Origin of the sequence: Paraburkholderia nemoris (genome assembly GCF_905221015.1) — a bacterium.
Lineage (GTDB): Bacteria > Pseudomonadota > Gammaproteobacteria > Burkholderiales > Burkholderiaceae > Paraburkholderia > Paraburkholderia nemoris.
Genome location: NZ_CAJNBO010000018.1, coordinates 163,783 through 186,765, shown reverse-complemented (window position 1 = coordinate 186,765; position 22,983 = coordinate 163,783). Strand labels below are relative to the sequence as shown.

General features: G+C 60.9%; 24 protein-coding genes. 6 read left to right on the top strand and 18 right to left on the bottom strand.

What is annotated here, in order from left to right; all coding sequences use genetic code 11:
- Positions 1 to 471: 471 nt before the first annotated feature.
- From KHO33_RS26645 to KHO33_RS26635, 3 genes are all read right to left on the bottom strand, one after another.
- Positions 472 to 1,512 (bottom strand): LuxR C-terminal-related transcriptional regulator, encoded by a 1,041-nt coding sequence (locus tag KHO33_RS26645; RefSeq protein WP_200565896.1) that lies wholly within the window; start codon positions 1,510 to 1,512, stop codon positions 472 to 474.
- 46 nt (positions 1,513 to 1,558) lie between these two features.
- Complete coding sequence (locus KHO33_RS26640) at positions 1,559 to 1,786, bottom strand: hypothetical protein (RefSeq protein WP_054035211.1); 228 nt, start codon at positions 1,784 to 1,786, stop codon at positions 1,559 to 1,561.
- Between the two features lie 108 nt (positions 1,787 to 1,894).
- Positions 1,895 to 2,818 (bottom strand): LysR family transcriptional regulator, encoded by a 924-nt coding sequence (locus KHO33_RS26635; RefSeq protein ID WP_200565895.1) that lies wholly within the window; start codon positions 2,816 to 2,818, stop codon positions 1,895 to 1,897.
- Positions 2,819 to 2,990: 172 nt separating this feature from the next.
- On the opposite strand from KHO33_RS26635, the gene catA reads away from it, so the two are divergent.
- The 5 genes from catA to benD all read left to right on the top strand — a co-directional run bounded on the left by catA (position 2,991) and on the right by benD (position 7,719).
- Positions 2,991 to 3,926, top strand: a complete 936-nt coding sequence (gene catA / locus KHO33_RS26630) for a catechol 1,2-dioxygenase (protein ID WP_200565894.1) — start codon at positions 2,991 to 2,993, stop codon at positions 3,924 to 3,926.
- Positions 3,927 to 4,039: 113 nt separating this feature from the next.
- Entirely contained in the window at positions 4,040 to 5,398 is a 1,359-nt protein-coding gene (locus tag KHO33_RS26625) for a Rieske 2Fe-2S domain-containing protein (RefSeq protein ID WP_200565893.1), read from the top strand.
- Entirely contained in the window at positions 5,395 to 5,883 is a 489-nt protein-coding gene (gene benB, locus KHO33_RS26620) for a benzoate 1,2-dioxygenase small subunit (protein ID WP_200565892.1), read from the top strand. Before KHO33_RS26625 ends, benB begins: the two co-directional genes overlap by 4 nt.
- Positions 5,884 to 5,923: 40 nt before the next feature.
- Positions 5,924 to 6,946 carry a benzoate 1,2-dioxygenase electron transfer component BenC gene (gene benC / locus KHO33_RS26615; protein WP_200565891.1) on the top strand — a complete coding sequence of 341 codons (1,023 nt, stop codon included), beginning with the start codon at positions 5,924 to 5,926 and terminating at the stop codon, positions 6,944 to 6,946.
- A complete protein-coding gene (benD, locus tag KHO33_RS26610) occupies positions 6,943 to 7,719 on the top strand; it encodes a benzoate diol dehydrogenase BenD (protein WP_200565890.1) in 777 nt (258 codons plus the stop codon). Before benC ends, benD begins: the two co-directional genes overlap by 4 nt.
- Positions 7,720 to 7,843: 124 nt before the next feature.
- Here the strand turns inward: benD and KHO33_RS26605 are convergent, their stop codons facing one another.
- The 14 genes from KHO33_RS26605 to KHO33_RS26540 all read right to left on the bottom strand — a co-directional run bounded on the left by KHO33_RS26605 (position 7,844) and on the right by KHO33_RS26540 (position 20,203).
- Positions 7,844 to 8,524, bottom strand: coding sequence for an alpha/beta hydrolase (locus KHO33_RS26605; protein ID WP_054035204.1), 681 nt, complete (start codon positions 8,522 to 8,524; stop codon positions 7,844 to 7,846).
- A gap of 155 nt (positions 8,525 to 8,679) precedes the next feature.
- Positions 8,680 to 9,225, bottom strand: a complete 546-nt coding sequence (locus KHO33_RS26600; RefSeq protein WP_234480646.1) for a type II secretion system protein — start codon at positions 9,223 to 9,225, stop codon at positions 8,680 to 8,682.
- 107 nt (positions 9,226 to 9,332) lie between these two features.
- A complete protein-coding gene (locus KHO33_RS26595) occupies positions 9,333 to 9,722 on the bottom strand; it encodes a type IV pilin protein (protein WP_093633280.1) in 390 nt (129 codons plus the stop codon).
- Positions 9,723 to 9,731: 9 nt separating this feature from the next.
- Positions 9,732 to 10,271: a type II secretion system protein gene (locus KHO33_RS26590; RefSeq protein WP_200565889.1), complete on the bottom strand. Its 540-nt coding sequence runs from the start codon at positions 10,269 to 10,271 to the stop codon at positions 9,732 to 9,734.
- Positions 10,272 to 10,280: 9 nt separating this feature from the next.
- Complete coding sequence (locus KHO33_RS26585) at positions 10,281 to 12,542, bottom strand: secretin N-terminal domain-containing protein (RefSeq protein ID WP_200565888.1); 2,262 nt, start codon at positions 12,540 to 12,542, stop codon at positions 10,281 to 10,283.
- Entirely contained in the window at positions 12,543 to 13,232 is a 690-nt protein-coding gene (locus KHO33_RS26580; RefSeq protein ID WP_234480645.1) for a hypothetical protein, read from the bottom strand.
- Positions 13,229 to 13,804 carry a hypothetical protein gene (locus KHO33_RS26575; RefSeq protein WP_200565906.1) on the bottom strand — a complete coding sequence of 192 codons (576 nt, stop codon included), beginning with the start codon at positions 13,802 to 13,804 and terminating at the stop codon, positions 13,229 to 13,231. Before KHO33_RS26575 ends, KHO33_RS26580 begins: the two co-directional genes overlap by 4 nt.
- Entirely contained in the window at positions 13,804 to 14,331 is a 528-nt protein-coding gene (locus KHO33_RS26570; RefSeq protein WP_200565887.1) for a hypothetical protein, read from the bottom strand. Before KHO33_RS26570 ends, KHO33_RS26575 begins: the two co-directional genes overlap by 1 nt.
- On the bottom strand, positions 14,328 to 15,215 hold the full coding sequence (locus KHO33_RS26565; RefSeq protein WP_200565886.1) for a hypothetical protein: 888 nt from the start codon (positions 15,213 to 15,215) through the stop codon (positions 14,328 to 14,330). Before KHO33_RS26565 ends, KHO33_RS26570 begins: the two co-directional genes overlap by 4 nt.
- The gene (locus tag KHO33_RS26560) at positions 15,196 to 16,818 is read right to left on the bottom strand and encodes a GspE/PulE family protein (RefSeq protein WP_234480655.1); all 1,623 of its coding nucleotides are present in this window, start codon (positions 16,816 to 16,818) and stop codon (positions 15,196 to 15,198) included. Before KHO33_RS26560 ends, KHO33_RS26565 begins: the two co-directional genes overlap by 20 nt.
- 150 nt (positions 16,819 to 16,968) lie before the next feature.
- Positions 16,969 to 18,171, bottom strand: a complete 1,203-nt coding sequence (locus tag KHO33_RS26555) for a type II secretion system F family protein (protein WP_200565885.1) — start codon at positions 18,169 to 18,171, stop codon at positions 16,969 to 16,971.
- A gap of 63 nt (positions 18,172 to 18,234) precedes the next feature.
- On the bottom strand, positions 18,235 to 18,684 hold the full coding sequence (gspG, locus tag KHO33_RS26550) for a type II secretion system major pseudopilin GspG (protein WP_200565904.1): 450 nt from the start codon (positions 18,682 to 18,684) through the stop codon (positions 18,235 to 18,237).
- A gap of 166 nt (positions 18,685 to 18,850) precedes the next feature.
- Entirely contained in the window at positions 18,851 to 19,540 is a 690-nt protein-coding gene (locus tag KHO33_RS26545; RefSeq protein WP_200565884.1) for a response regulator, read from the bottom strand.
- 30 nt (positions 19,541 to 19,570) lie between these two features.
- A complete protein-coding gene (locus tag KHO33_RS26540) occupies positions 19,571 to 20,203 on the bottom strand; it encodes an SCO family protein (RefSeq protein WP_200565883.1) in 633 nt (210 codons plus the stop codon).
- 284 nt (positions 20,204 to 20,487) lie between these two features.
- On the opposite strand from KHO33_RS26540, the gene KHO33_RS26535 reads away from it, so the two are divergent.
- On the top strand, positions 20,488 to 21,621 hold the full coding sequence (locus tag KHO33_RS26535) for a sensor histidine kinase (protein ID WP_200565882.1): 1,134 nt from the start codon (positions 20,488 to 20,490) through the stop codon (positions 21,619 to 21,621).
- Between the two features lie 18 nt (positions 21,622 to 21,639).
- Here the strand turns inward: KHO33_RS26535 and KHO33_RS26530 are convergent, their stop codons facing one another.
- Complete coding sequence (locus KHO33_RS26530) at positions 21,640 to 22,422, bottom strand: response regulator (RefSeq protein WP_200565881.1); 783 nt, start codon at positions 22,420 to 22,422, stop codon at positions 21,640 to 21,642.
- Positions 22,423 to 22,983 lie beyond the last annotated feature (561 nt).

Here is a 22,983-nt window from a genome sequence, read left to right as displayed (position 1 = left end):
TGAAACGCTTGCACGGAAATCGAAAACCAGCTAAATAACCCTTAGTCCTGCTTCACAGGGTGGGGGAATTTGCGCGACCATAAGTGGGGGAGTTTCAACTGACCGTCCGGGGGAAGTCTGCCATCACGTTTATTCAAGCCATTTTTTTGGCGTGTACGGTCCTTTACGCAACGGACTTCACTGTCCCTGCGCATTCTTTCAAATGTCACGTCGGAAGAGCTGCGCCCACGCAAGCGCAACCTTTCAGCTTTGAGCCGAAATGCTCGAAATGGTGAATTTCGCCGCCTGACGGAGCGACGCGAGCGCGCGGCCGATGTCTTCAGCGGACTGGCGATTTGTATGTGTTATAGGTCAAAAAAACATCGGGAAAATGGCTTTTTTTGCCCGCCACCCGCTTTATGTCAGTCGATATCGGACAAAGTTGAAGCACGTTGAATTGCCGTGTCTGCAATAAGCGTTCGAGCGTCGCAATTAACGCTTCGTGCGCAGCTTATCGGCCTCCAATCGGCGGGTAATCAAGTGAATCAGAAAGGTGGCGAAATCCGGATCCTGGTAATAAAGTCGCATCGCGTCGGTCGCCGAGACCACCAGTAATTCGCATTCGCTCTTGCAACGCGCCGTGCACGTGCGCCGATGGTCCGGAGAGAAGAGCCCGATTTCGCCCAGTATCGTGCCCTGCCCCACCTCGATGCCGATCTCCTCGAGCATGACCGTTCCGCGCACCATGTAGTAAAGCGCATCGCTTCGGTCATCTTTATGAAAGAGGACATGGCCGGATTGAAAACGGGTGGGCGCCGTATAGGCCAGCAGCCGGCTGATTGAAAGCTGGCCGTCCAGCGCGTGGTGAAGTTGCACATCGCCGACCTTCTGCAAGCGCGCCGCGGCCACGCTCGCCTGGCCGCGACTTCCAACCTTGAGTGCTTTGTACACCGTATATAAGTGCACTTTTACGGTCCCTTCCGTAATGTTCAACTGTCGCGCGATCGACTTGTTCGAATCGCCGCGCGCCGCGAGCGCCAGCACCTGCAGTTGGCGAGGCGTCAGGAAGTCGGAATTGGGATCGGCCGCGCCGGTAGATTTTGGCAGCGCGTCGGTGGAAGCGGTACCGGCGGTAGCCGCGGTAGGCGCTGACACGCGTATGTCCGATGGCCGATGCCGGCCGCCGGCAGCGAGCAGGCGCAGCGCACTGATCAGTGCATTGGCGGACTCCGATTTACCCAGGTGACCTGCAACGCCTGCCGAGATGAATTGCTCGACGGTCTGGGGATCGACCGAGGTCAGCAGCGCAAGTACGGGCAGATTGGGCGCACCGTGGCGAGAAGCGCTTGCGGTAGTAAGCGCTTCCGGCAGGTAGTCGCCGTCGAGCACGAGTACGTCGACCGTTTGCCCGCTATCGACAGGGCTCAACGTGTAGTCCGCGCATTTCACTTCGGCGCCGTCCGCCATGTCGCCGAGCAGACGCGCGACGCCATCGCGAAACAAACCTGCGGGCGCAATGAAAAGGATCAGCATGAGCCGTGCACGCCACACGTGGCGCCTCGGACTGATCGACGTCTCTTCACGACAGCGAGGCAAGCATGATCGACAACCTTTTCATGTGTGCCTTGAACGCGTCGCTCGCTTCCCGATCGGTTGTCGGATTCAGGTGCGAAGTCCCGGCGAGTTCGACCTGCTCATGAAAATCGTTGGCGACCGCGCGTCTGATATCCGGGGGTAACGACCGTACGATGGAGACCAGTAAAGCCTCTTCGGCGTGAATCATGCCCAGAATCGAATGAGTATCCACGGCAGAACCTCCGTTGAAGGCGTCGTTAATACACTCTAGTACACGACGGTCAATCGCTTCAGGCTACCTGGGAGTTTCCTACAGATGGTGTCGGGCAGTCAGTGAATATCACCGCCCGACATCGTTACGGGGCGCAAAGGTTATTTTTTCCTCCTCGTACAACCGATAGATGAGTTCAAGCATTTCCCGAAGGTCCCGCGACTCGTCGAGCATTCGCGTGCTCATGATGATTGGGGAAACCAGCGTGGGGTCGTCCAGTTCCTTGTAACTCACGTCGTCTCGCTTCAGGCCATACACGCTACTCGGAACGACGGAAATTCCTTCCCCCGCTGCGACGAGGCCTAGTGCAATCTGCAACTCCCGTACTTCATATATCCGACGAGGCTTGAGGCCACGGTCTGCGAATGCCGACAGCACCTGGTCTGCATAACTGGGCCGCGGCGCCTTGGGGAAAATAATCAGGGTCTCGTTGACCAGATCGCTGAGCGCGAGGACGGCTTTGCCCAATGAGAGTGCATGGCCCTCCGGGAATGCAACGATCATCTTCTCCTCGCGAAGAATCACCCGGCGGATGTTTGGGTCCTCATGCCGGATGCGGCCGAACCCGACATCGATCTGACCGTCTTTCAGCGCGCGAATCTGGTCCATCGTCGACATCTCATGGAGGCTGAGTTCGACCGTCGTGTTCTCGTCGCGAAAGCGCCGGATGATTTTTGGCAGCATGCCGTACAACGTCGAACCCACGAAACCAACAGAGAGACTGCGTTCGATGTTGCCCACGCGCCGCGTCATTGATTCGAGTTCGGACGTCTGAGCCAGCAACTGGACGGCATGAGCATAGAAAAATTTACCCGTCTCCGTCAGCTTCAACGGGCGCGAGTCGCGCTGGAATAACTGCACCTCGAGAATCTCTTCAAGTTGCTGTATCTGACGGCTCAAAGGCGGTTGGGCCATGTTCAGCCGCTGCGCCGCGCGCGTGAAATTGCGCTCCTCGGCTACGGCGACGAAATAGCGAAGATGGCGCAGCTCCATTTCAATACCTTGTAGATATAGACCGATACTAAATCAGTGTTGGACGAGCCCTTCCGGCGTCCACTATTCTGCATTCACACTCTGTTTCAGCACCCATTATACCTTTCAAGCATATCCAAGAGGGCGCTAAACCAAGGGTTTACCCCCAAATAAGAGAGATTCAGGAGCAGACATGAGCGTCAAAGTGTTCGATACGAAGGAAGCGCAGGACCTGTTAAAGGCCGCTGCTAACGTCGGCAGCCAGGACGGCAGTGCTCGCGCCCAGCAGATTGTCCTTCGCCTGTTGGGCGATCTGTTCAAGGCCATCGATGACCTTGACATGACGCCCGATGAAGTCTGGGCCGGCGTTCATTATTTCAACAAGCTCGGCCAGGACGGCGAAGCAGCGTTGCTTGCTGCGGGCCTGGGTCTCGAGAAGTATCTCGACATTCGCATGGATGCAGAGGATAAGGCTGCTGAAATCACTGGCGGCACGCCACGTACTATCGAAGGTCCGCTGTATGTCGCCGGTGCGCCGGTGCGTGATGGCGTGTCGAAGATTGATATCAATCCGGACGAGGATGCCGGGCCGTTGGTCATCCGCGGCACCGTGACCGGCCCGGACGGCAAACCCGTCGCAGGTGCGGTGGTCGAATGCTGGCACGCTAATTCAAAGGGCTTCTATTCGCACTTCGACCCGACCGGCGCGCAGAGCGATTTCAATCTCCGTGGAGCGATCAGCACGGGTGCCGACGGCAAGTACGAATTCCGTACGCTCATGCCGGTGGGCTACGGCTGCCCGCCGCAGGGCGCGACCCAGCAATTGTTGAACGTGCTCGCCCGCCATGGCAACCGTCCGGCGCACGTGCACTTCTTCGTCACCAGCGACAAGCACCGCAAGCTGACGACGCAAATCAATATCGAGGGCGACCCGCTGATCTGGGATGACTTCGCCTACGCGACCCGCGAGGATCTGATTCCGCATGTCGTCGAAAAGACCGGCGGTACTGCGTTGGGCATGAAGGCTGACGCGTACAAGGAAATCGAGTTCAACATCGCGTTGACTCCGTTGGTTCAGGGCAAGGATAACCAGTTCGTCCATCGTCTGCGTGAGTCTGCTAGCGCCTGAGCGCTGAAAGCGGCAGCTACGCCGTACCCCTGCTGCCGCTCAATCTTTCGCAAGAATCTTTTGACACCGATGCGCGCGTGCCATGACCTGGCGCACGCGTAGGGAGAGCACTCATGTCTGCAATTATCGACAAAGCCTCGCAACTGGATGAACTGCTGCATACCGCCGTTCAGGACGACAAGCAGAACGGTGTATTCCGTTGCCGCCGCGACATCTTCACTAACGCCGATCTGTTTGAACTCGAGATGAAACATATCTTCGAGAGCAACTGGGTGTACCTGGCTCACGAAAGCCAGATTCCCGATAACAACGACTACTACACCACCTGGATCGGCCGCCAGCCCATCGTGATCACGCGCGACAAAAGCGGCGAACTGCACGCGGTCATTAATGCCTGTGCGCACAAAGGCGCCATGCTTTGCCGGAAAAAACACGGCAACAAAGGCACCTTCACCTGTCCGTTCCACGGCTGGAGTTTCGCCAACACCGGCAAGCTGCTGAAAGTGAAGGACGTGAAGACCACCGAATACCCGGTGCAGTTCAACACCAACGGTTCGCACGACCTGAAGAAAGTCGCGCGCTTCCAGAGCTATCGCGGCTTCCTGTTCGGCAGCCTCAACGCAGACGCGATCCCGCTGGAGGACTTCCTCGGCGAGACCAAGGTCATCATCGACCAGATCGTCGACCAGGCCGCAAACGGACTGGAAGTGTTGCGCGGCAACTCCTCCTACATCTACGACGGCAACTGGAAGATGCAGATGGAGAACGGCTGCGACGGCTACCACGTCAGCACCGTGCACTGGAACTACGCGGCGACGATGGACCGGCGCAAGGTCGATGGCACGAAGGCTGTGGATGCGAACAGCTGGAGCAAGTCGGTAGCCGGCGTGTACGGCTTCGACCACGGCCACATTCTGTTGTGGACCAAGACGATGAACCCGGACGTGCGACCGGTTTATCAATATCGCGAGGAAATCAAGGCACGTGTCGGCGAAGTCAAGGCGGATTTCATCGTCAACCAGACCCGAAACCTGTGCCTCTATCCGAACGTATTCCTGATGGACCAGTTCAGCACCCAGATTCGCGTGGTACGCCCGCTGAGCGTAGACAAGACCGAAGTCACCATCTTCTGCTTTGCCCCCAAGGGTGAGAGCGCAGCCGACCGCGCTACCCGCATTCGCCAATACGAGGATTTCTTCAACGTCACGGGAATGGGCACTGCGGATGACCTCGAAGAGTTCCGCGCCTGCCAGGCCGGCTATGCCGGCACCGCAGCGATGTGGAACGACCTTTCGCGCGGCGCGCCGTTGTGGGTCGAAGGTGCCGATGCAAACGCGAAAAGCATGGGCATGAAGCCGCTCATCTCAGGCGAGCGCAGCGAAGACGAAGGTCTGTTTGTGTGCCAGCACGAATACTGGGTTCAGGTGATGCGCGGCGCACTGAAGAAAGAACACGAGGAGACCGTGGCATGAGCTTCGACTACCCAAAAATCTGCGCCACTCTGTACCGCGAAGCGCGCCTGCTCGACGACCGCCAGTGGGACGATTGGCTCGCCTGCTACGCCGAGGACGTCACCTACTGGATGCCCGCGTGGGACGACGACGATCAGCTCACCGATGATCACGAGAGTCAGATCTCGCTGATGTATTACCCGGACCGCGGCGGCCTGGAAGACCGGGTGTTCCGCATCAAGACCGAACGCAGTAGTGCCTCGATGCCAGAACCGCGGACCAATCACAACGTCACCAATGTGGAAGTGCTGGCTGAACGCGGCAACGAAGTGGACGTGCGCTACAACTTCGACACGCTCAGCCACCGCTACAGAATCAACGACCATTTCTTCGGCACGATGTTCGTTACCTTGCGAAAGGTCGACGATGCCCTGTTGATTGCCAGCAAGAAAATTGTGCTGAAGAACGATTACATCCGCCAGGTGCTCGACATTTACCACGTTTGATGTCGAACCCCGGGAGGAAACCGGAAGTAGAGGAGACAACATGTCCACTTACAACATTGCACTGAACTTCGAAGACGGCGTGACCCGTTTCGTCGCATGCAAGCCGGGCGAGAAGGTGCTCGATGCCGCCTTTCGCGCGAAGATCAACCTGCCAATGGATTGCTCCGATGGCGTGTGTGGTACCTGCAAGTGCCGCGCCGAAAGCGGCAGCTATGACCTTGGCGACGATTACATTGAAGACGCGCTGAGCGACGACGAGAAAGACAGTGGCCTTGTACTCACCTGCCAGATGGTGCCGCAAAGCGATTGTGTGATCGCCGTGCCCGCCTCTTCCACTGCATGCAAGACTGAACAGAGCCGGTTCGCCGCGACGGTATCGAAGGTGGAGCCGCACAACGATGCGGCTGTCGTACTCGAACTGGACGTGGATGCAAGCGCGCCGGTATTCCTGGCGGGCCAGTACGTCAACATCGATGTTCCCGGCAGCGGCCAGCATCGCTCGTATTCTTTCTCATCCGCGCCGGGGCAATCGAAAGTCAGTTTTCTGATCAAGCGAATTCCTGGTGGCGTGATGAGCACCTGGCTCGATTCCGCGCAGCCTGGCAACAAGCTGGAACTGATCGGGCCGCTCGGTAGTTTCTATCTGCGCGCCGTGGAGCGGCCGTTGCTGTTCCTCGCCGGCGGTACGGGCCTGGCTCCGTTCCTTTCGATGCTGGAAGTGCTGGCGCGTGCCGATTCGCAGCAGAAGGTCCATCTGATTTATGGCGTGACCCGAGACCTCGATCTGGTGCTGGTCGATGCAATCGAAGCGTACCTCGCGAAGCTGCCGAATTTCACCTACACCACCGTCGTGGCTGACACGGATTCGCCCCATCCCCATAAAGGTTGGGTGACGCAGCACATGCCGGCCGATGTCCTGAATGACGGCGATGTCGACGTTTATTTGTGCGGGCCGCCGCCGATGGTCGACGCGGTGCGTAAACATTTCGACGATAACGGCGTAAAGCCCAACAGCTTCCACTACGAGAAGTTCACTCCTAACGCAGCACCGAGGACCGCATGAGCACGCAACGATTTGCCGGCAAGGTCATGGTGGTCACCGGCGCTGCACAGGGCATTGGTCGCGCCGTAGCGCTGCGTGCGGCCGCCGAAGGCGGCAAGGTGCTGTTCGTCGATCGCGCGGAGTTCGTCTCTGAAGTTGCTGCTGAAGCAAGTGGCGCGGAGACGGCAGGCTTTGTTGCCGACCTCGAGACGTACGAAGGCGCGGCATCGGCGATGGCTTTTGCAGTGAGCAATTTTGGCGGCATCGACATATTGATCAATGGCGTCGGCGGCGCGATTCGCATGCGTCCATTCGCTGAGTTCGAACCTGAGCAGATTGACGCGGAAATTCGCCGTTCACTCATGCCCACGCTGTATGCCTGCCATGCGGTGTTGCCGCACCTGCTCAAGCGTGGCGGCGGCACCATCGTCAACGTCTCCTCGAATGCCACGCGCGGTATTCGCCGCGTACCGTATTCGGCGGCCAAGGGCGGTGTCAATGCAATCACGCAGTCACTGGCGATGGAGTACGCCGAGCACAACATCCGTGTGGTTGCCACTGCGCCGGGCGGGACCGATGCACCGCCGCGACGCGTCCCTCGTAATACTGCTGGCGACAGCGAGCAGGAAAAGGTCTGGATGGGCGACGCGGTGAAGCAGGTCACGGAATCCACCTTCTTCAAACGCTACGGCAGCATCGACGAACAGGCCGCGCCGATTCTGTTCCTCGCTTCAGACGAGGCAAGCTATATCACCGGCACGGTGTTGCCGGTGGCGGGTGGTGACACCGGTTGAGGCGTGAGTGAACAGGATATTCCTTCAGCCCACTCCCCGCGAGTCCGCCGTCTACGCACACGTAGGCATCGCCGGGGAGACATCCGCGATACTTGTGCTCGACGAATAGACGCTGCGAAACGATTCAGTGAGAGCCGGTGAGGCGCCCGCCGAGCCACACGCGCAATGCCGCGATCTCCTCCTCACACACCGAATGCGGCATCGGATATGCACTCCAGGCGACGTTGCAACCTCGCGCGATCGCAAAGTCGCGCGCGGCCTCCCCTAACCGGATTGGCAACACGTCGTCGTGTATGCCATGCGCTGCAAAAATCGGCGTGCTGCTGTTTGCGGCGCTCAACCGGCTGTCCACAAAGCCTTGCGACGGTATATAACCCGACATCACGATCAGGCCGGCGAGCGCCTCAGGGTGCGTCAGTCCTGCTGAATAGGTCATCGCTGCGCCCTGCGAAAAACCCGCCAGAAAGATGTTCGAAGTCGGAATGCCGCGCTGGTTCTGCACTTCGATCAACCGCCGCACGGTCGCGCAAGACGATTCGATACCGGCTTCGTCAACTTGTCGATTAACGTCCTGAAACGACCGTATGTCGTACCACGCGCGCATCACGTAGCCATCGTTTGCCGTAACGGCAATCTCAGGTGCATTGGGAAACACGAAGCGCACAGCGGGCCCGCCGGTGAGGCGCAATTCGGGGACAAGCGGCACGAAGTCATTGGCGTCGGCGCCGAGACCGTGCATCAGGATGACGGCGAATCTGGGATCTGGCGCGGTTTCGATTTCGATGGCTGGTGATGGCTCGGTCATGTTTCGCAACTCCTCGGCTTCGGAAAACGTTCAGATGATCGGGATCGATACAAGCAGGATACCGCCGGGCGGCACCAGCGCTTCGGTTGGTAGTCGATACGGCTCATCCCGTGGGAGATACCGTAGTGCAAGAGCTGAGGCTTGCTCCTGCAACGCTAACGACCACCAATCCTGTTTGCACCGAAGCCTGCCGACGGAAAGCGGACCGCACCATTCTGTGGATCAATGGTCCGCACTGGACGGCCGGGCGTCGCGGGAACGGCATTGGTGGGCGTGCTGCGCAGCCCCGGCGCGAGGTAGATGAATTTCCACCCGCCGTAAGTCTGCTCGGTCTCGAAGTCTACGTATCGCCGCGGGAACTCCGCGCGCTTGATCGTCGGCGCCTCCGAGCTACTATACACACCATAAAAGCGATCGCCCTGCCGCAAGAAGAGCCAATCGGTCTTGCCGGTGACCGGATCCGGGTATGCCTGACGCAGGTGATGCATCGGAACCGGGAAGCGCGCGTCGTCCAGCAGATCGTCGACCGACGCGGGGTAGACGCGACCGACGCGGTAATACCGCACGATTGCCTGCCGGTACTGGTCGCCGACGAACAACAGTTGCTTCTCCTGCTCGCGCCGACGTTCCAACGACCAGACATCCAGCGCGCCCGCCAACGCGATCGACATCAACATCAGCGCGATCAATAGCGCCAGCATCACGAGTCCACGCTGGCGCGCGGCGCAACGCCTGGTTCGACGCCACGCAGCCCGCTTCGATGCCGACGAAATGCGCGCGCCGCCTCGCGCTGAGAATGCGCCGCGACTCACTTGCCTGCTCCTGCCGGATCGGCAGGCGTGCCCTGCGCACCACTCGCCGGCACGACGTCGTACACACCCGTCTTGCTTTCATCGGGCGAGGCGATTACCGCCCACTTGTCGTCGCCGTTGACCGGATCGACCGGAACCGCCCGCAGATAATGCTTCGTCACGAGTTCATCGAGCGTATCCGGGTACTGGCCGTTGTCGCCGTAGTATTTATCGATCGCATCGCGCATCACCGCGACGTTCTGCTGCCGGACCTGCTCCTTGCCGCGTTCGATGCTGTGCATATAACGCGGCAGAGCGATCGTCAGAAGCAGGCCAATGATCGCCATCACGACAACCAGTTCGATCAGCGTAAATGCGCGGAATCTGCGCGTATGAGCGGGTTTCATGATGCACCGTCACCATTGTTTGTACGGAACGCCGTTGATGCCGGCACGATCGGATTTCGACGACACATCGAACACGTCCTTGCCGGCCTGATCATTCCCGGACGGCCCATCGGCGCCGGCCTGATCCGGCGGCACACCATAGGACCGCACGTTCCAGGTGTCTTCCGCGGCCGTGTCCGGATCGCCGGAAAAAAACGGATCGCGCGGCACGTGGCGAAGGAACATCAACAGACTGCCTTTCGGATCCTTCGCGTTGGGCACACCCGTCACGAGCACGGTCAGCGACGGCGGATAGCCGGACGCCTCCGCCTCCTTGTCGATCAAACCCACGTCGCTCGAATCCTTGTATGCGTCGAGTGCCGTGCGAATCTCGCGCAACGCGGCGCTCAACTGCTGTTCCTTCTGACGCTGCACGATCAGTTCGGAGAACGGCATGATCGCGAGCGACAGGATGGCCACAAGCGCGAGCGTGATCACCAGCTCGATCAACGTGAAGCCACGCTGATCGGACCGGCTTGCGCCACGCGAGCGGACTGTGGTCGTCGGCATGGCTACGGCTCAATACCCGTTTTGAATCGAGCGAAGCGGGTTATCGTTGCCCATGTCACCCGGCGGCATCTGCAGGATCGACGGAGCGGGTGTGGGCGCCGGTGCGGGTGCCGGCGGGGAAGGCGCGGGCGGCTGGGTGGCCGCCGGCGCCGCGTTTGCCCCAGCGCCCGTTTCGGCCTCTCCTCCCGCCTGCTCCGCTGCCGGCGGCGCATTGGGAACCGGCACCGGCGCCGGCGCGGTCGATTGCGGCGCAAAGCGTCCGCCGTAGGGTGCGGGCGGCGGCGTCGTGCGCTGCGGCGGAGGTAGTTGCCCAAACGAACCGGTCGCGGGCGCCGTCGTCGAACCGTTCGCCGCCGCACCCGCCTGTGCGGACTTGCCGCCCACCGTGCCACCGCCTACGCTGCCGGGCAGCGCCTTTACAGCAGGTGCTCCGGGCACCGCCGCGGCGGCCATGACGGGATCGAGCCGAAGCTGGTCGGCGTGCACATTGACGTCGGTGCCGGACCAGACCTCCTGCGTGTCCACATCCGCCGCGAGCTGCGGCCGCACAATGTGCGGTGTGATCTGCAATACGATCTCTGTCTTCACATGGTCGCCGTTGTGGTCCGAGAACAGGCGCCCGAGGATGGGTAACTGCCCGAGGCCAGGCACCTTGTCGGCCGACCTGCGGTCCTGATCCGAAATCAGGCCGCCGAGAATCTGGCTTTCACCGTCTCTCAGACGCAGGCTTGTCGACGCGCTACGCGTTCCTATCTGATAGGCGAGCGAACTCAGACCTGTTTGCGAATTGCCGCTCTGAATCGTATTGGTGATATTGCTGACTTCGAGATTCAGTTTGATACCGACATCACCATCCCGATACACCTGCGGCTCCACTTCGAGCTTGATGCCGACATCGATGTACTGAATCATTTGCGTGTATGACGGACCGCTCGTGCTCGGCGTGCTGGAACTCGAAATCACCGGCAACTTGTCGCCGATCAGGATCCTGGCCTTCTCCTTGTTCCGGGTCCGGATACGTGGACTCGCCAGCAAATTCGCGTCGGTATCGGTGAGCTTGAAGTTCGCCGTCGCGGACAGACCGCTGACATTCAGCGCATTGATGGGAAGATGGTGCAACGCGCCCCACGTGTCCACCGTGGACGGCGTCGACATCGTGAACGAGTTCGGCCATTCGATTCCGAGATTGGACAGGCGTTCATGCGACACCTCCAGCACCTCAACTTCCAGCATCACCTCCGGTTCCGGCAGATCCTGTGCGGCGATCATCTCTTCGGCCACCTTGATAGTGTCCGGGGTGCCGCGGATCGTCACGGTATTCGCGCGCTCGTCGATCACGACTTCCTTGATCTTCAGCAGGCTCTTCAGCAGCGACTGGACCTGTTTGGCTTCGACGTTCGACAACTGGAACGTGCGTACTTTCAATTCCTGATATTCAAGCTGCTTGGCCGGAGTCGCCGGGTAAATAAAAAGCGTGTTCGCGTTGAGTTGCTTCTTGTCGAGCTGATTCTGCATCAGGATCATATCGACCGTATCCTGCAGCGACGCGTTCGTCACGAAGATGGTCGTCTTCAAATCCGCACGAACGTCGCGGTCGAAGATGACGTTCAATCCCGAAGTGCGCGACAACGCTTCGAAGACCATGCGCACGTTGGCATCGCGAAACTGCAGTGTGATCGGTGTGCGCATGATCGACGAAGCGGCGAGCCCCTCTTCCCTGTCCGCGCGTTGCTGCCGGATCTTATCGTCGATTTCCTTTTTCATCTGCAACGCCAGCGCATTGGTCGGATTCCTCAACAACACGCGGTGCACGCGATCGGACGCCGGTGCAAGCGAGCCGCGCTGCATCATGCGGTCCGCTTCCTGCAGGGTCGTAAGATCCCGGCGGTCCTGGTCGATCAGCGCACCGATCTTGCGGCCGCGTTCGCTGGTCGGATCGATCTGGCTTGCCGCGTAGAGCTTCTGGATCGCGGCATCGAACTGGTAGCTCAGACGGAACTGGTCGGCCTGATCGAGCAGCGCGTTGACCTGACTATTGCGGTCGTTCAGATAGTCGACTTTCGCCTCGGCGCCGGTCGGATTGTCCTGCCGGGCCGGCATTTGCATGCAGCCGCTGACGGCAAGCATGGCGATAGCGACCGCGAGCGCACGCTTTCTCGCGATCCCTCCGATTGGGGTGCACTGAGCACGGAACGGGACAGGTGGCAAGAGATGGTTCGCCGAGCCGCTGTCCCCATTGCGGCTCGCACCCCGTGTGCGTGAGGTTTTCATCTACTTTGCCTCTCTTGGAATGGATACGGACTGCGTCTGGTTAAGCGGTAGATAGGTCAGCACCACGTCGGACTCCGAAACCGACTCGACGCGGTACTGGTCATCAACCACTTCGCCCGGCGAAACGATCAGCAACCGCTCACCGTTGCTGAGAAATACCTGCGGCTTGGCCGCTTTCGCATCCAGCTCGCCCACGTACGTGAAAGGCACGGGCGGAGCAGTCGGCGCCGGTGCTCGCACCTCGGGTACGACCGGCACCTCGACTGGAGGCGGCGGCGGAAGCCACGAAGAGGCGGCGAACGGATTGTTGGCCGATTCGACGGACAGCGGCGCGCGCAGGGCGATCAGCTTCGCGCGTGGCGTCGCCGCTATCGTCGGCTTCGCGTTGGCAGCGCCGACGTGCGACGCTGGAACCGGGGCCGCCGCAACGGCGTGCGTCGTTGCTGGCACGGCAGATGCGGCGGACTGGAGATGAGCGGAAGCAGGCCGCGCCCGCACGTCGTCATGCCCCTTGCCGTGGAGCGCGGCAAGCACCAGCGGCGTCTGGGTCGCCGCCACCTGCGCGCGATACCCGAGGCCCACGACGGCGATCCCGCAGAACGTCAGCAACACGCGTGTGACCAGAGCGGGTTTCATGGCTGCGCTGTCCGGCAGATGCGCTCGAACGCGTTTGACCAGAGCGAGGTTCATGGCTGTGCAGTCCGGTAGATGAGCTCGAAGCGGACCCGCGCATCGAGAATATTGCCGTCGACTGCGGGACGTTCGACGTGGATCGCCTGGAGCGCCGCATTGGGCACGTTGTTCAGGACTGCCGCGAGAAAACGCCGGATCGCACTGTACTGGTCCTTGACAGGCAACAGCACCTGATACCGCGTAAAGGGCGCACCGGCTTCGGTCGTCACCTGGTATTCGGCTGAGCCGAGCGTCAGATTGCTGTCGCGGGCCTGCGCGAATATCACCGCGATATCGTTCGCGCTTTGCGTGAAACCCGGGAACAGTCCCGGCAAGGTATCGAGTGCGACTGGATCCACCGCCGCGCTACGCTCGCCGGCAAGGTGATGCGCGTTCGCAGTCCGCGCGGCTCGCGCGGGATCCTGCATCTCGCCCACTCCGTGCGTCCCGGACTCCACACTGGGCGTCGAGACGGCCACGATGGCGGCAACACCAATCACCAGCACGCCGAGCAGTCCCGGCAGGCCGAACGAGCGCTGCATCTCGAAGCGCAGCGTCAACAGCATGTCCTGCAACTGATCTGCTTTCATCATTTCCTCCAGACGGCAGTGATCTGGAAACGCACGGGTTTGCCCGGCACGTTCGTCTCGATCAGGTGATCGTTGAGCACGGCTTCCCGCAACAGAACGCTGCTCTGCAGATACTTCAGGTAGGCAATCATCGCGTCGAAGTTCTTCGCCTCGGCCGTGATACGGATCTGGCTTTGCGCGGGGTTCTGATCGATGCCGATCAGCGCGACATCGTGATCCGGATAGTCTTCGACGATCGAGAAGAGGTCCTGCCACGGCACGGTCAGTTCCCGTAGAACCGACTGGCTCTGCTTTTCCGCGAGCCGGGCAGCCGGCGTCAGCGGCGCCTTCGCCACGTGCCGGCTTGCCATTGTCTGCCGCTGGACGGCCTCCAGTTGTGCCTGCGCGCGCTCGTTTTCCGAGTGCGCATGCCAGAGCCGCGCGCCGCTTGCGAGCAACAGCACGGCAGCGGCGCACAGCAGGATCACCCCGCCCGCCGCGGGGGTGGCGCGGCGCCGGCTGAAGTCGAGGTCAAGGCGCGGGATCATTGCGCACACTCCATCAGCCGATGCGCGGGCGAGTGGTCCGCCGGCGGCGCCTGCCGGATTGCCGCGGCGAAACGCGCTTCGAACGGTGCCAGCTCGGTCTCGATTCCGAACAGAAAGATTTTGCAGTCTTCGTGCTTCAGGTTCGCCCGGGTTGCCGAGCGTTCGAACAACTGCTCGGCCAGTTCGGCCAACCGGGACGCGTCGCTCGCATCACCGGGAAACAGGCGTTGTGCATCGTAGGCGACCCAGCGATTCTGCTCGATCATGACCGCCTGCATCTGCTCGTCCGCGACGAACAACAGCAGCGCCTCACCGCCCTCGGCCGTATCGCCGATGCGATTGAGCATCTCTGGAAGGCATAACGTCAAGCGGCTAATCCCGACATGTTCGGCCGCGCTCACGTCGTGGATACCGTCAAGCAGTTCGCGCGACATCGCGCTGGCAAACAGAGCCCGGCCGCCGCGCTGCACGCCGAAACGCACCACCAGCGACGCACCGTCAATTCCATAGGTATCGGTGAAATGCGCTAACGCGATCTCTTCGAGTTCGCGCGCGCGCAGCGCGCGGAAATCGCCACGCAAGATCGCGTGATTGCCCCAGAAATCATCCAGCACCACGTGCGCGCTGCGCCTCTGCACCAACTCCTGAGGCACTGGCACGGCATCGGCGGCGGGCGTCGTGATGAGCGTGTCTGCAAGCGCTCTGCGCAGCGTATCGAGTGCACCCGGTTCAGTGCAGCACTGCTCCTCGGGAATCGCAACGCTGGCAGGCTCAGTGGCCGATGCCGATTTGCGCAGGCGTAACGGCCAAGGCACTCGCGCACCGACGACAATCTCACGTGTGCCGACTCCGATTGCAACCGGACTATTCAACCATGGTGACACGGTTAATCTCCTCGAGAGTCGTTTCGCCGCGCTTCACGAGCTCGACTGCAGCGGTACGCAGCGACTGCATGCCGTAGCGCATCGCTGCCGTCTTGATCGCCCCAAGCGGTGCGCGTTCCGACAGCAGTTGCCGCAACTCGTCGTTCATGCGTAAAGCTTCTGCGATTGCGCGGCGTCCGCGATACCCGCTGCCGCGGCACGCCGCGCAGCCCGTGCCGCGATGAAACAGGTAGCTGCCGGCGGTATCCGGATCGATGCCCGAACGGACCAGCGTGTCCGCGTCGACCGCTTCATCGGTTGTGCAATCCGGACAGCACTGCCGCAAGAGACGCTGGGCAACGACGCCGTTGAGCGCGGACACGAAGCTGTACGGATCGACCTCCATGTTCGTGAAGCGGCCGATCACGTCGAACACGTTGTTCGCGTGCACGGTGGTGAACACCTGGTGACCGGTCAGCGCTGCCTGCACGGCGATTTGCGCTGTTTCCGGATCGCGGATTTCGCCGACCATGATCTTGTCCGGGTCATGCCGCAAAATCGACCGCAGTCCGCGCGCGAACGTCAGTCCCTTCGCTTCGTTGACCGGAATCTGCAGAATGTCGCCCAGCTGATATTCGACCGGGTCTTCGATCGTCACGATCTTCTCGAGACCGTTGTTGATCTCAGTCAGAATCGCGTAGAGCGTCGTCGTCTTGCCGCTGCCAGTCGGCCCAGTCACGAGCAGCATCCCGTAGGGCATTGACGCGACCGAGCGCATGAAGCGTGTATCAGCCTGCTGAAAGCCCAGCGCCTCGAGCGTCAGACCGCCGGATGCCTGAGAAAGCTGATAGCGGTCAAGGACCCGCAGCACCGCGTCCTCGCCGAACTGGTTCGGCATGATCGACACGCGAAAATCGATGTCACGTCCCGCGTACTGCGCTTTGAAACGCCCGTCCTGCGGAACGCGGCGTTCGGAAATATCGAGTTCCGAAATCACTTTCACGCGCGACAGGACCTGGTCCGCGACATCGCGGCCCTCGACCCGGCCGACCACAGTCAGCACACCGTCCACGCGGCACTTGATCATTAACCCGTTGGCACGGCATTCGAGGTGGATGTCGCTCGCCATCATCTTCAGCGCGTCATAGATCGTCGAGTTGAGCAACCTCACCACCGGGCTGTCGTCACTACTGATGCCCTGCAGCGTCAACGCAAGCGAAGACGGATCGACTGCACTCTGGATCGGGTCGTCGAACGCGAGCGAGTCCATCGCCCGCACGTCTTTTTCGCGCACCGCGAGATACGCGCTGATGTCCCCCGCGCTCGCGAGCGCCCAGCTGTACGGCACGGTCGGCCGCGAGCGCATGCGGTGTTCGACGCAGCCTCGCGTGCGCGCGTCGAGCGGATCAGCGATGACGAACAGCAGACCCTTGCCACTGTTTGTTCCGCTTGTTCCGTCTGCCTCGCGAAAACACACGCACAGGCGGGTCGTCGCTTCGACAAACGACATCACGTCGAAATCCGGCTCGTACTGATTCAACTCGCGCATGCTGATCGGCTTCATGCGAAATTGCACGGCCAACTGGGCGCGCATCTCGTCCGCGCTTAGCGCCGTCTGCGTCATCAACTCTTCCAGCGCGCGAATACCGGAACCATGCCGCTCGCCGAGCGTTCGCAGTGCGTCGCGCAACTCGACACGCGGTTCGACTCGTGGTTCGACATTAAGGCTTGCCGGAATCGTGCTGACGGTATCCACGTGTTTTCTCCAGTGGGCCTATTGAATGCTCGATGCGATTTCGAAAATCGGCATGTACATCAGCACGACAATTCCACCGATCACCACACCGATAAAAATCATCATCGCGGGTTCGATCAAACGCGAGATCAGATCGATCGTGCGAGACACCTGCGCCTCCTGAAACGCGGCAATTCTGTCGAGAACGGGTCCAAGGCCGCCGGTCTTCTCCGCCACTGTCAGGAGTCGATAGGAAATCGGGTTGGCGAGTCCGCCCTGCTGAAACGCGTCGGATATCTTTGTGCCGTTGCGCACCTGCTGCAGGGCATCCGCGAGTGCGGCCTGGTCCGCGCGGCCGACTAGCCCGCGCGCAAGATCGAACGCGCGCACAGCGGGAATACCGCCGTCGACCAGCATGGCGGTCGTGCGATAGAACTGCGACTGGCGAAAGATACGAAAGTGTTGCCCAATGCCCGGCAGGGCAAACATGCGATCGGCAATCCAGCTCCGGACCGCCGGTCTGCGCAGCGCGAAACCGGCTGCCACCGCCAGCACAGCGAGGCTCGCGCTCAACTCCGCCCCGTGGGCGTGCACCATGCTGCCCCAGGCGATCAGCAAGCGCGAGAGCAACGGGAGCTCACGCCCGCTGTGCTCGAGCAAGGTCGCGAACCTCGGCACAACGAAACCCAGCAGGAACAGCACGACCGCCGCGCCCACCAGCAGCAGAACGGATGGATAGATCGCTGCCGACACCACCCGGCCGCGCAGTTCGTGCAGCATCGCGCTGTTGCGCGAATAGCGGGTCAAACTATCCGCGAGGCCGCCGGTTTGCTCACTGGCTTTCACGCAGGCGACAAGCACGGGCGGAAAGATGTGGCTCGCGTGTTCGAGGGCCGCGGAGAGTGACTGCCCCTCTTCCAGTAGCCGCAGCAGTTCGCGATAAACCTGTGCCGAAGCCTCGCGGCGCTCGTTGCCGCCGAGCGTGCGCAATGCGTCGACGACGCCGACGCCTGCATCGAGCAATGCCGCGAGTTCGCGCGCGAACAGTTCGACGTTGAACCTGCCGCCGGGCAAAGCCGCCCAGCTTTTCCCCTGGCGCCGCCGTCTCTCGTCGGCGCGAACCGATACGACGCGAAGGCCGCGGGCACGTGCAAGCGACGCCGCAGTCGACGAAGAATCGCTATCGATGCGAAGCGTCTGAACCGCACCACTGGTATCGAAAACACGCAGCACGAACTTCACGTCGACTCTCCTTGCAAACCACCCACTACTGCCCCGGCATCGCGTCAACCGCGCGGCGCACCGTTACCACGAAGAGACGGTCGTGTTCTCGCCGACGCCACCGCCTCGTCCATCCTTGCCAAGCGAAAACAGATCGTAGTCGCCGTGCTCGCCCGGCGAACGATACTGATAGGGGCGATCCCACGGATCCACCGGCACCGCCTTCGCCAGGTACGGCCCGCTCCAATGCGCCGCATCCTGCGGTTTGGCCACGAGCGCCTGCAGCCCTTCTTCGGTCGACGGATAGGACCCGACATCCAGCCGGTATTGATCGAGCGCCTGCCCCAGCGAGACGATCTGCGCGCGCGCGATCTTCGTATTCGACTTGCCGACCTGTTCGAAATATCGAGGGGCAACGAGACCCGCCAGCAAGCCGATGATGACCATCACCACGAGCAACTCGAGCAGCGTGAAACCGCGGCTGCGTCGCGCGCCCCTTTCAAGGCGGACGCACTGCCACGGACGCCCGGGCATGCCGGGCTTGATAGAGGACAATTCGTTGTACACGGCTCCCCCTGTAACGACCCACCGCTTCGGCGTTGCCGAAGCCGTTGAATGCATTCTTGTTCAGGTCGATACGCGCAAGAAGTAGGGAGAGCCGTCCAAAGACATGGGTAAAGACCCTCCAGTTGCGCCGCGCTTATGCGGAGGGGTAATGCACGTGCTCTTCGTCCGGCAGCGTCAGCACGCCCATGTCGATCGCGATGCGCACAAGACCTGTCACGTTCGTGATGCCCAGCTTGCGCATCAGATTCGCGCGATGCTTTTCGATCGTTTTCGGGCTGAGCTTCAGGTGCTCGCCGACCTGCCGGTTGGTGTGCCCCTCGACAACGAGTCGCAGCACCGACCGCTCGCGGCCGGTCAGCGTGTCCCAGAGGTGAGTTTTTTGCGGGGTACCGGGAGCAAGATCCAACGAAGCGGCACAGCGACCGCAAATGTCGAGACGCGTGTTGCGCTTGCCCTGCATGACAAGCCGCATCTCACCGACGAGGTCTTCGAATGACGCGTCCTTGATCACATATCCGTCGGCACCCGCGGCGAACGACTCTCGCACGTGTTCTTCGCTGCGATGAACGGTGAGGACAATGATGCGGATCTGCGGCGCGCGCCGCTTGATTGCGGCGATCGCCTCGAAACCGCTGCCGCCCGGCATCGACAGGTCCATCAGGATCAGATCGGGCATCGTCGCAAGCGCAAGACGGTATGCCTCGAGTCCGTCGCTCGCCTCGCCGACGATGCTGTAGTCGCATAGTTCGGACACCATGCGACAAAGGCCGCTGCGCAAGAGATGCTGATCCTCCGCAATCAGCACACGATGCTGTTTAGCCAATTTCGTCGCTCCTGTCTGCACCGTACGCCGCTAGTTGGACGCGACAGCGTCATGGTAGGCGCTCAGCAGTTCCGCCGGCGTCGCGAAGCCGTCAATTCGCAGCCACGGCTTTCCAGGGGCCGCTCGCACGAATGCAACCGGTGTGTGGTCCATCTTGTCGCCCCGATAGACGTTGAAGGCGCGTTGCGTCGCAACGCTGGCCTCGACGGTGCCGGTGTAGTGCTGCCACTCCGGGCCGGCGTCGAATCGGGCTGCGTACGTTCTAAGACGTGCCGGCGTGTCCTGCTCGGGATCGATCGAGATCGACACGATGTGCACCTTGTCCCGGTCGCTGCCCAACTCGCTTTGCAACTTCTCGAGCGTCTGGCTAACCATCGGGCAAATAGTGGTGCACGTGGTGTAAATGAAAGTCAGGATCACCGGCCGGCCGTCATTCAATTCATCGATCAACGAGACCGCCTTGCCGTCGTCCCTGACCAGTTTCACCGGCGGCAGCGTGTAGTCGACGGTGGAGCGCATCGTCCCCGACATCATGTGATGATGCATATGCGCGTCGGCGCCATCGGCCGCGTCTGCGGCAGACTCGCACCATGCCGCGGAACCTGCCAGTCCGGCGCCGGCTAGCAGGACCGCGCCGATCAGGACTACGTTGGTCGTTTTCATCGCTGGCTCCGGAAGTGTCATGAGCACGGCCTCGATACCCGCGTGAGCGCATGGGAGGCGCGCCACCGTGCATGTTCAGTCTCATGAATTTGCGAGCGAGCGTCATTGGATGAGAGTCCCCAAAGCGCGGTAGGGCATGTCCGCCTGCGGGAAAACCCGCCTCGTTCAGCCGGGGTGTCCCCACATCGCGACTCAGTACTTGCCCGGTTGCAGCGAGCATCGGTCGAGGCCTACAATCACTTATAGCCTTAAGGTTTCCTTAAGAAAACGCATCGGGAGCTCCAATGGATGCAAACGAGCCCACGGGATTGCAGATGAAGCTGGCCGACCTGATCGAGGCTATGCGCAAGCTTTGCATTGCAGCCCGGACCCACGAGCCAGCTACCGCCAACGTCACCGACGCGCGCGGCGCGGCACTTGCCATTCTCACGCCAGATGGAACATTTCTGTCGGCGAACCGCACTGCGGCGGCCCTCCTCGGCTACTCGAATGCCGACCTGGTCGGCAAGCAACTCGCCGACATGGCGCCGGACAGCTTCTGTGCGGCGCTCGCGAGCGAATTGGCGGCGAGCGCTCATCGAGAATTTCACTCCTTTCCTACGGTAGTCAGCGACCGCACCGGCCACCCGATCCAGCTCACGCTGCACCAGCAGTCGGTCCCCACCGGCCAGACCGGTCGCAGTGCGTTGCTGACGCTATTTGAGGAGCCGCTGACTTCCGCACCCGAACTTGCGAATGTCACGTGTTTGCCCGATGCGAGTGCGCGGGACCACCTGACGTATCTAACCATGGGGCAACAGAAAGAACGTCAGCGCCTTGCGGCGGAACTGCACGACGGCCTCGGGCAAGCGTTAACGCTCGTCAAGCTGATGGCTGAGGACGCGCTGATGCGGATACGCCGCGGGCAGGTCGACGACGCGGCCCAGTTGCTGGATGCAACCGTGCTCAGAATTCGCGAGACGATCGGCGACGTCAGGCAGATATGCGGCGAACTGCGCCCGCTGATGCTCGATCAGCTCGGTCTACCCGCCGCGTTGAGTTCGCTATGCCGGCGCACAGAGCGTAGCGCCGAAAATGTCTCAGTTGTGTTCAACTGCGACGTCGACGACGAGGACGTGCCGGAGCATCTGAAGGCCGACATATTCAGGCTCGCTCAGGAAGCGCTGAACAACACCGTCAAGCATGCGGCGGCCACGGAAGTCACGCTCGGGTTCCGGCGTATTGCGGGCGGCCTCCTGATGACGATTCAGGACAACGGCATCGGCTACGAAACTCGTCCTCTGTCAACAGAAGACGCCTGTACAACCGGGCTTGGCCTCATCGGCATGCAGCACCGGGTCGAATCGCACGGCGGCACGTTTTCAATCCAGTCGGTCGATACGAGCGGAACGCTGGTCTCGGCGGCATGGAACGCCTAATGCAAGTTCCGTTCGCGCTCAGCGCGCCCCGCCCAGCCCGTACTTGGGTTCTCCCGTGTATTCAGACGACTCGGGCGGTCTATCCGGCTCGGCCTGCAAGCGGACAGGCGTATCGTCAACGTTCGGCTCGGAGCATTTCTCGGCGAGAGAAGTCAGCAGGCCCATGCTGATAGCGACCAGGACCAGTTCCGTCAGATTGGCGATATTGAGCTTGTGCATCATGCTGGCGCGATACTTCTCAATCGTCTTCGGGCTGAGATTCAGGTACTGCCCAACCTGCCGGTTGGTGCGCCCTTCTGCGATCAGTTTCAGAACGCTGCGCTCCCGCGCCGTCAGAACGTCCCACGCCTTCTTTGGCGCGGGCGCTTCGCGGCCTGTGACGAACGAGTCGACCATGTACCCATACACGTCGGCGCTCAGATGCTTCTTCCCCTGCATCACCATACGCATCGCGATCAGGAGTTCATCGAACGAGACATCTTTCAGCACGTACCCTTCGACGCCGGCGCGCAGCGCCTCACGTACGTACTCTTCGCTCTGGTGAACCGTGAGCACGACGATTCGTATGTTCGGCGAGCGGCGTTTGATCGCCGCGCTGGCATCGATTCCGTTCATGCCTCGCATCGACAGGTCCATCAGCATCAGATCGGGATTCAGCGTCATGGCCATTTGACAGGCTTCCTTGCCGTCTTTCGCTTCACCGACGACGTCATAGCCCCCTTGCGCCGAAAGCATCGAGCGCAGACCGTTCCGTAGCAGATCGTGGTCTTCGGCGATCACGACGCGGCAATTGGTATTCATGTTTTTACCCCTGGCAGCCAGGAACCGGTCGCGACAAGGCTGTGCAGCCGTTAAACGGCGCCCACCGCATGTCTCGTCTTTTTTTACATCCCTTACCTTCGAATTCCTAACTTTCACTTGCTATGCAGCCACGCTGCACGCGCCTCCCCTTCGCAAGGTTCGCGCCATGTCTCTGCGAGCCAGCATGGATCAGTATGTGAAATTCGTACGACATTTGAAATGGCTGAAGATAGCTACGTGTATGTTTCAAATTTGAACAATTTTTCCCCGGACAGGAGATTAGTAGCAATACCGATGAAGTAGACATTACGCGCTGAATTGGGCAACGGGACAATACTTACCGATTGTCAATTCAAATCGGGAATATTTCCCCTCAACGTTTACAGCAGGCCGTAGCGTCGTTGAATTCCCACGGTTACCGGGCATTACGAATGTAACGATTTTGTACAGCCCTCCGGCGTGTCCGTTTTGCGTTTCAAAGTGTAGGGAGGTGCCCCATTGCAGATGCGCATTTCTCCACACCACAATTGAGATGCGGGGGAATACGACCATGCGCTATAG

Bases quoted from the DNA above. Each gene is read 5' to 3' on its own strand.
- KHO33_RS26535 (WP_200565882.1), top strand. From the start codon at position 20,488: ATGGATGCAAACGAGCCCACGGGATTGCAGATGAAGCTGGCCGACCTG.
- KHO33_RS26575 (WP_200565906.1), bottom strand. From the start codon at position 13,804: ATGAAAGCAGATCAGTTGCAGGACATGCTGTTGACGCTGCGCTTCGAG.
- KHO33_RS26530 (WP_200565881.1), bottom strand. From the start codon at position 22,422: ATGAATACCAATTGCCGCGTCGTGATCGCCGAAGACCACGATCTGCTA.
- gspG (WP_200565904.1), bottom strand. From the start codon at position 18,684: ATGCCCGGGCGTCCGTGGCAGTGCGTCCGCCTTGAAAGGGGCGCGCGA.
- KHO33_RS26595 (WP_093633280.1), bottom strand. From the start codon at position 9,722: ATGAAACCCGCTCATACGCGCAGATTCCGCGCATTTACGCTGATCGAA.
- KHO33_RS26590 (WP_200565889.1), bottom strand. From the start codon at position 10,271: ATGCCGACGACCACAGTCCGCTCGCGTGGCGCAAGCCGGTCCGATCAG.
- catA (WP_200565894.1), top strand. From the start codon at position 2,991: ATGAGCGTCAAAGTGTTCGATACGAAGGAAGCGCAGGACCTGTTAAAG.
- benC (WP_200565891.1), top strand. From the start codon at position 5,924: ATGTCCACTTACAACATTGCACTGAACTTCGAAGACGGCGTGACCCGT.
- KHO33_RS26580 (WP_234480645.1), bottom strand. From the start codon at position 13,232: ATGAACCTCGCTCTGGTCAAACGCGTTCGAGCGCATCTGCCGGACAGC.
- benB (WP_200565892.1), top strand. From the start codon at position 5,395: ATGAGCTTCGACTACCCAAAAATCTGCGCCACTCTGTACCGCGAAGCG.
- KHO33_RS26560 (WP_234480655.1), bottom strand. From the start codon at position 16,818: ATGACGCAGACGGCGCTAAGCGCGGACGAGATGCGCGCCCAGTTGGCC.
- KHO33_RS26645 (WP_200565896.1), bottom strand. From the start codon at position 1,512: ATGCTGATCCTTTTCATTGCGCCCGCAGGTTTGTTTCGCGATGGCGTC.
- KHO33_RS26585 (WP_200565888.1), bottom strand. From the start codon at position 12,542: ATGAAAACCTCACGCACACGGGGTGCGAGCCGCAATGGGGACAGCGGC.
- KHO33_RS26540 (WP_200565883.1), bottom strand. From the start codon at position 20,203: ATGAAAACGACCAACGTAGTCCTGATCGGCGCGGTCCTGCTAGCCGGC.
- KHO33_RS26570 (WP_200565887.1), bottom strand. From the start codon at position 14,331: ATGATCCCGCGCCTTGACCTCGACTTCAGCCGGCGCCGCGCCACCCCC.
- benD (WP_200565890.1), top strand. From the start codon at position 6,943: ATGAGCACGCAACGATTTGCCGGCAAGGTCATGGTGGTCACCGGCGCT.
- KHO33_RS26605 (WP_054035204.1), bottom strand. From the start codon at position 8,524: ATGACCGAGCCATCACCAGCCATCGAAATCGAAACCGCGCCAGATCCC.
- KHO33_RS26600 (WP_234480646.1), bottom strand. From the start codon at position 9,225: ATGCTGGCGCTATTGATCGCGCTGATGTTGATGTCGATCGCGTTGGCG.
- KHO33_RS26625 (WP_200565893.1), top strand. From the start codon at position 4,040: ATGTCTGCAATTATCGACAAAGCCTCGCAACTGGATGAACTGCTGCAT.
- KHO33_RS26635 (WP_200565895.1), bottom strand. From the start codon at position 2,818: ATGGAGCTGCGCCATCTTCGCTATTTCGTCGCCGTAGCCGAGGAGCGC.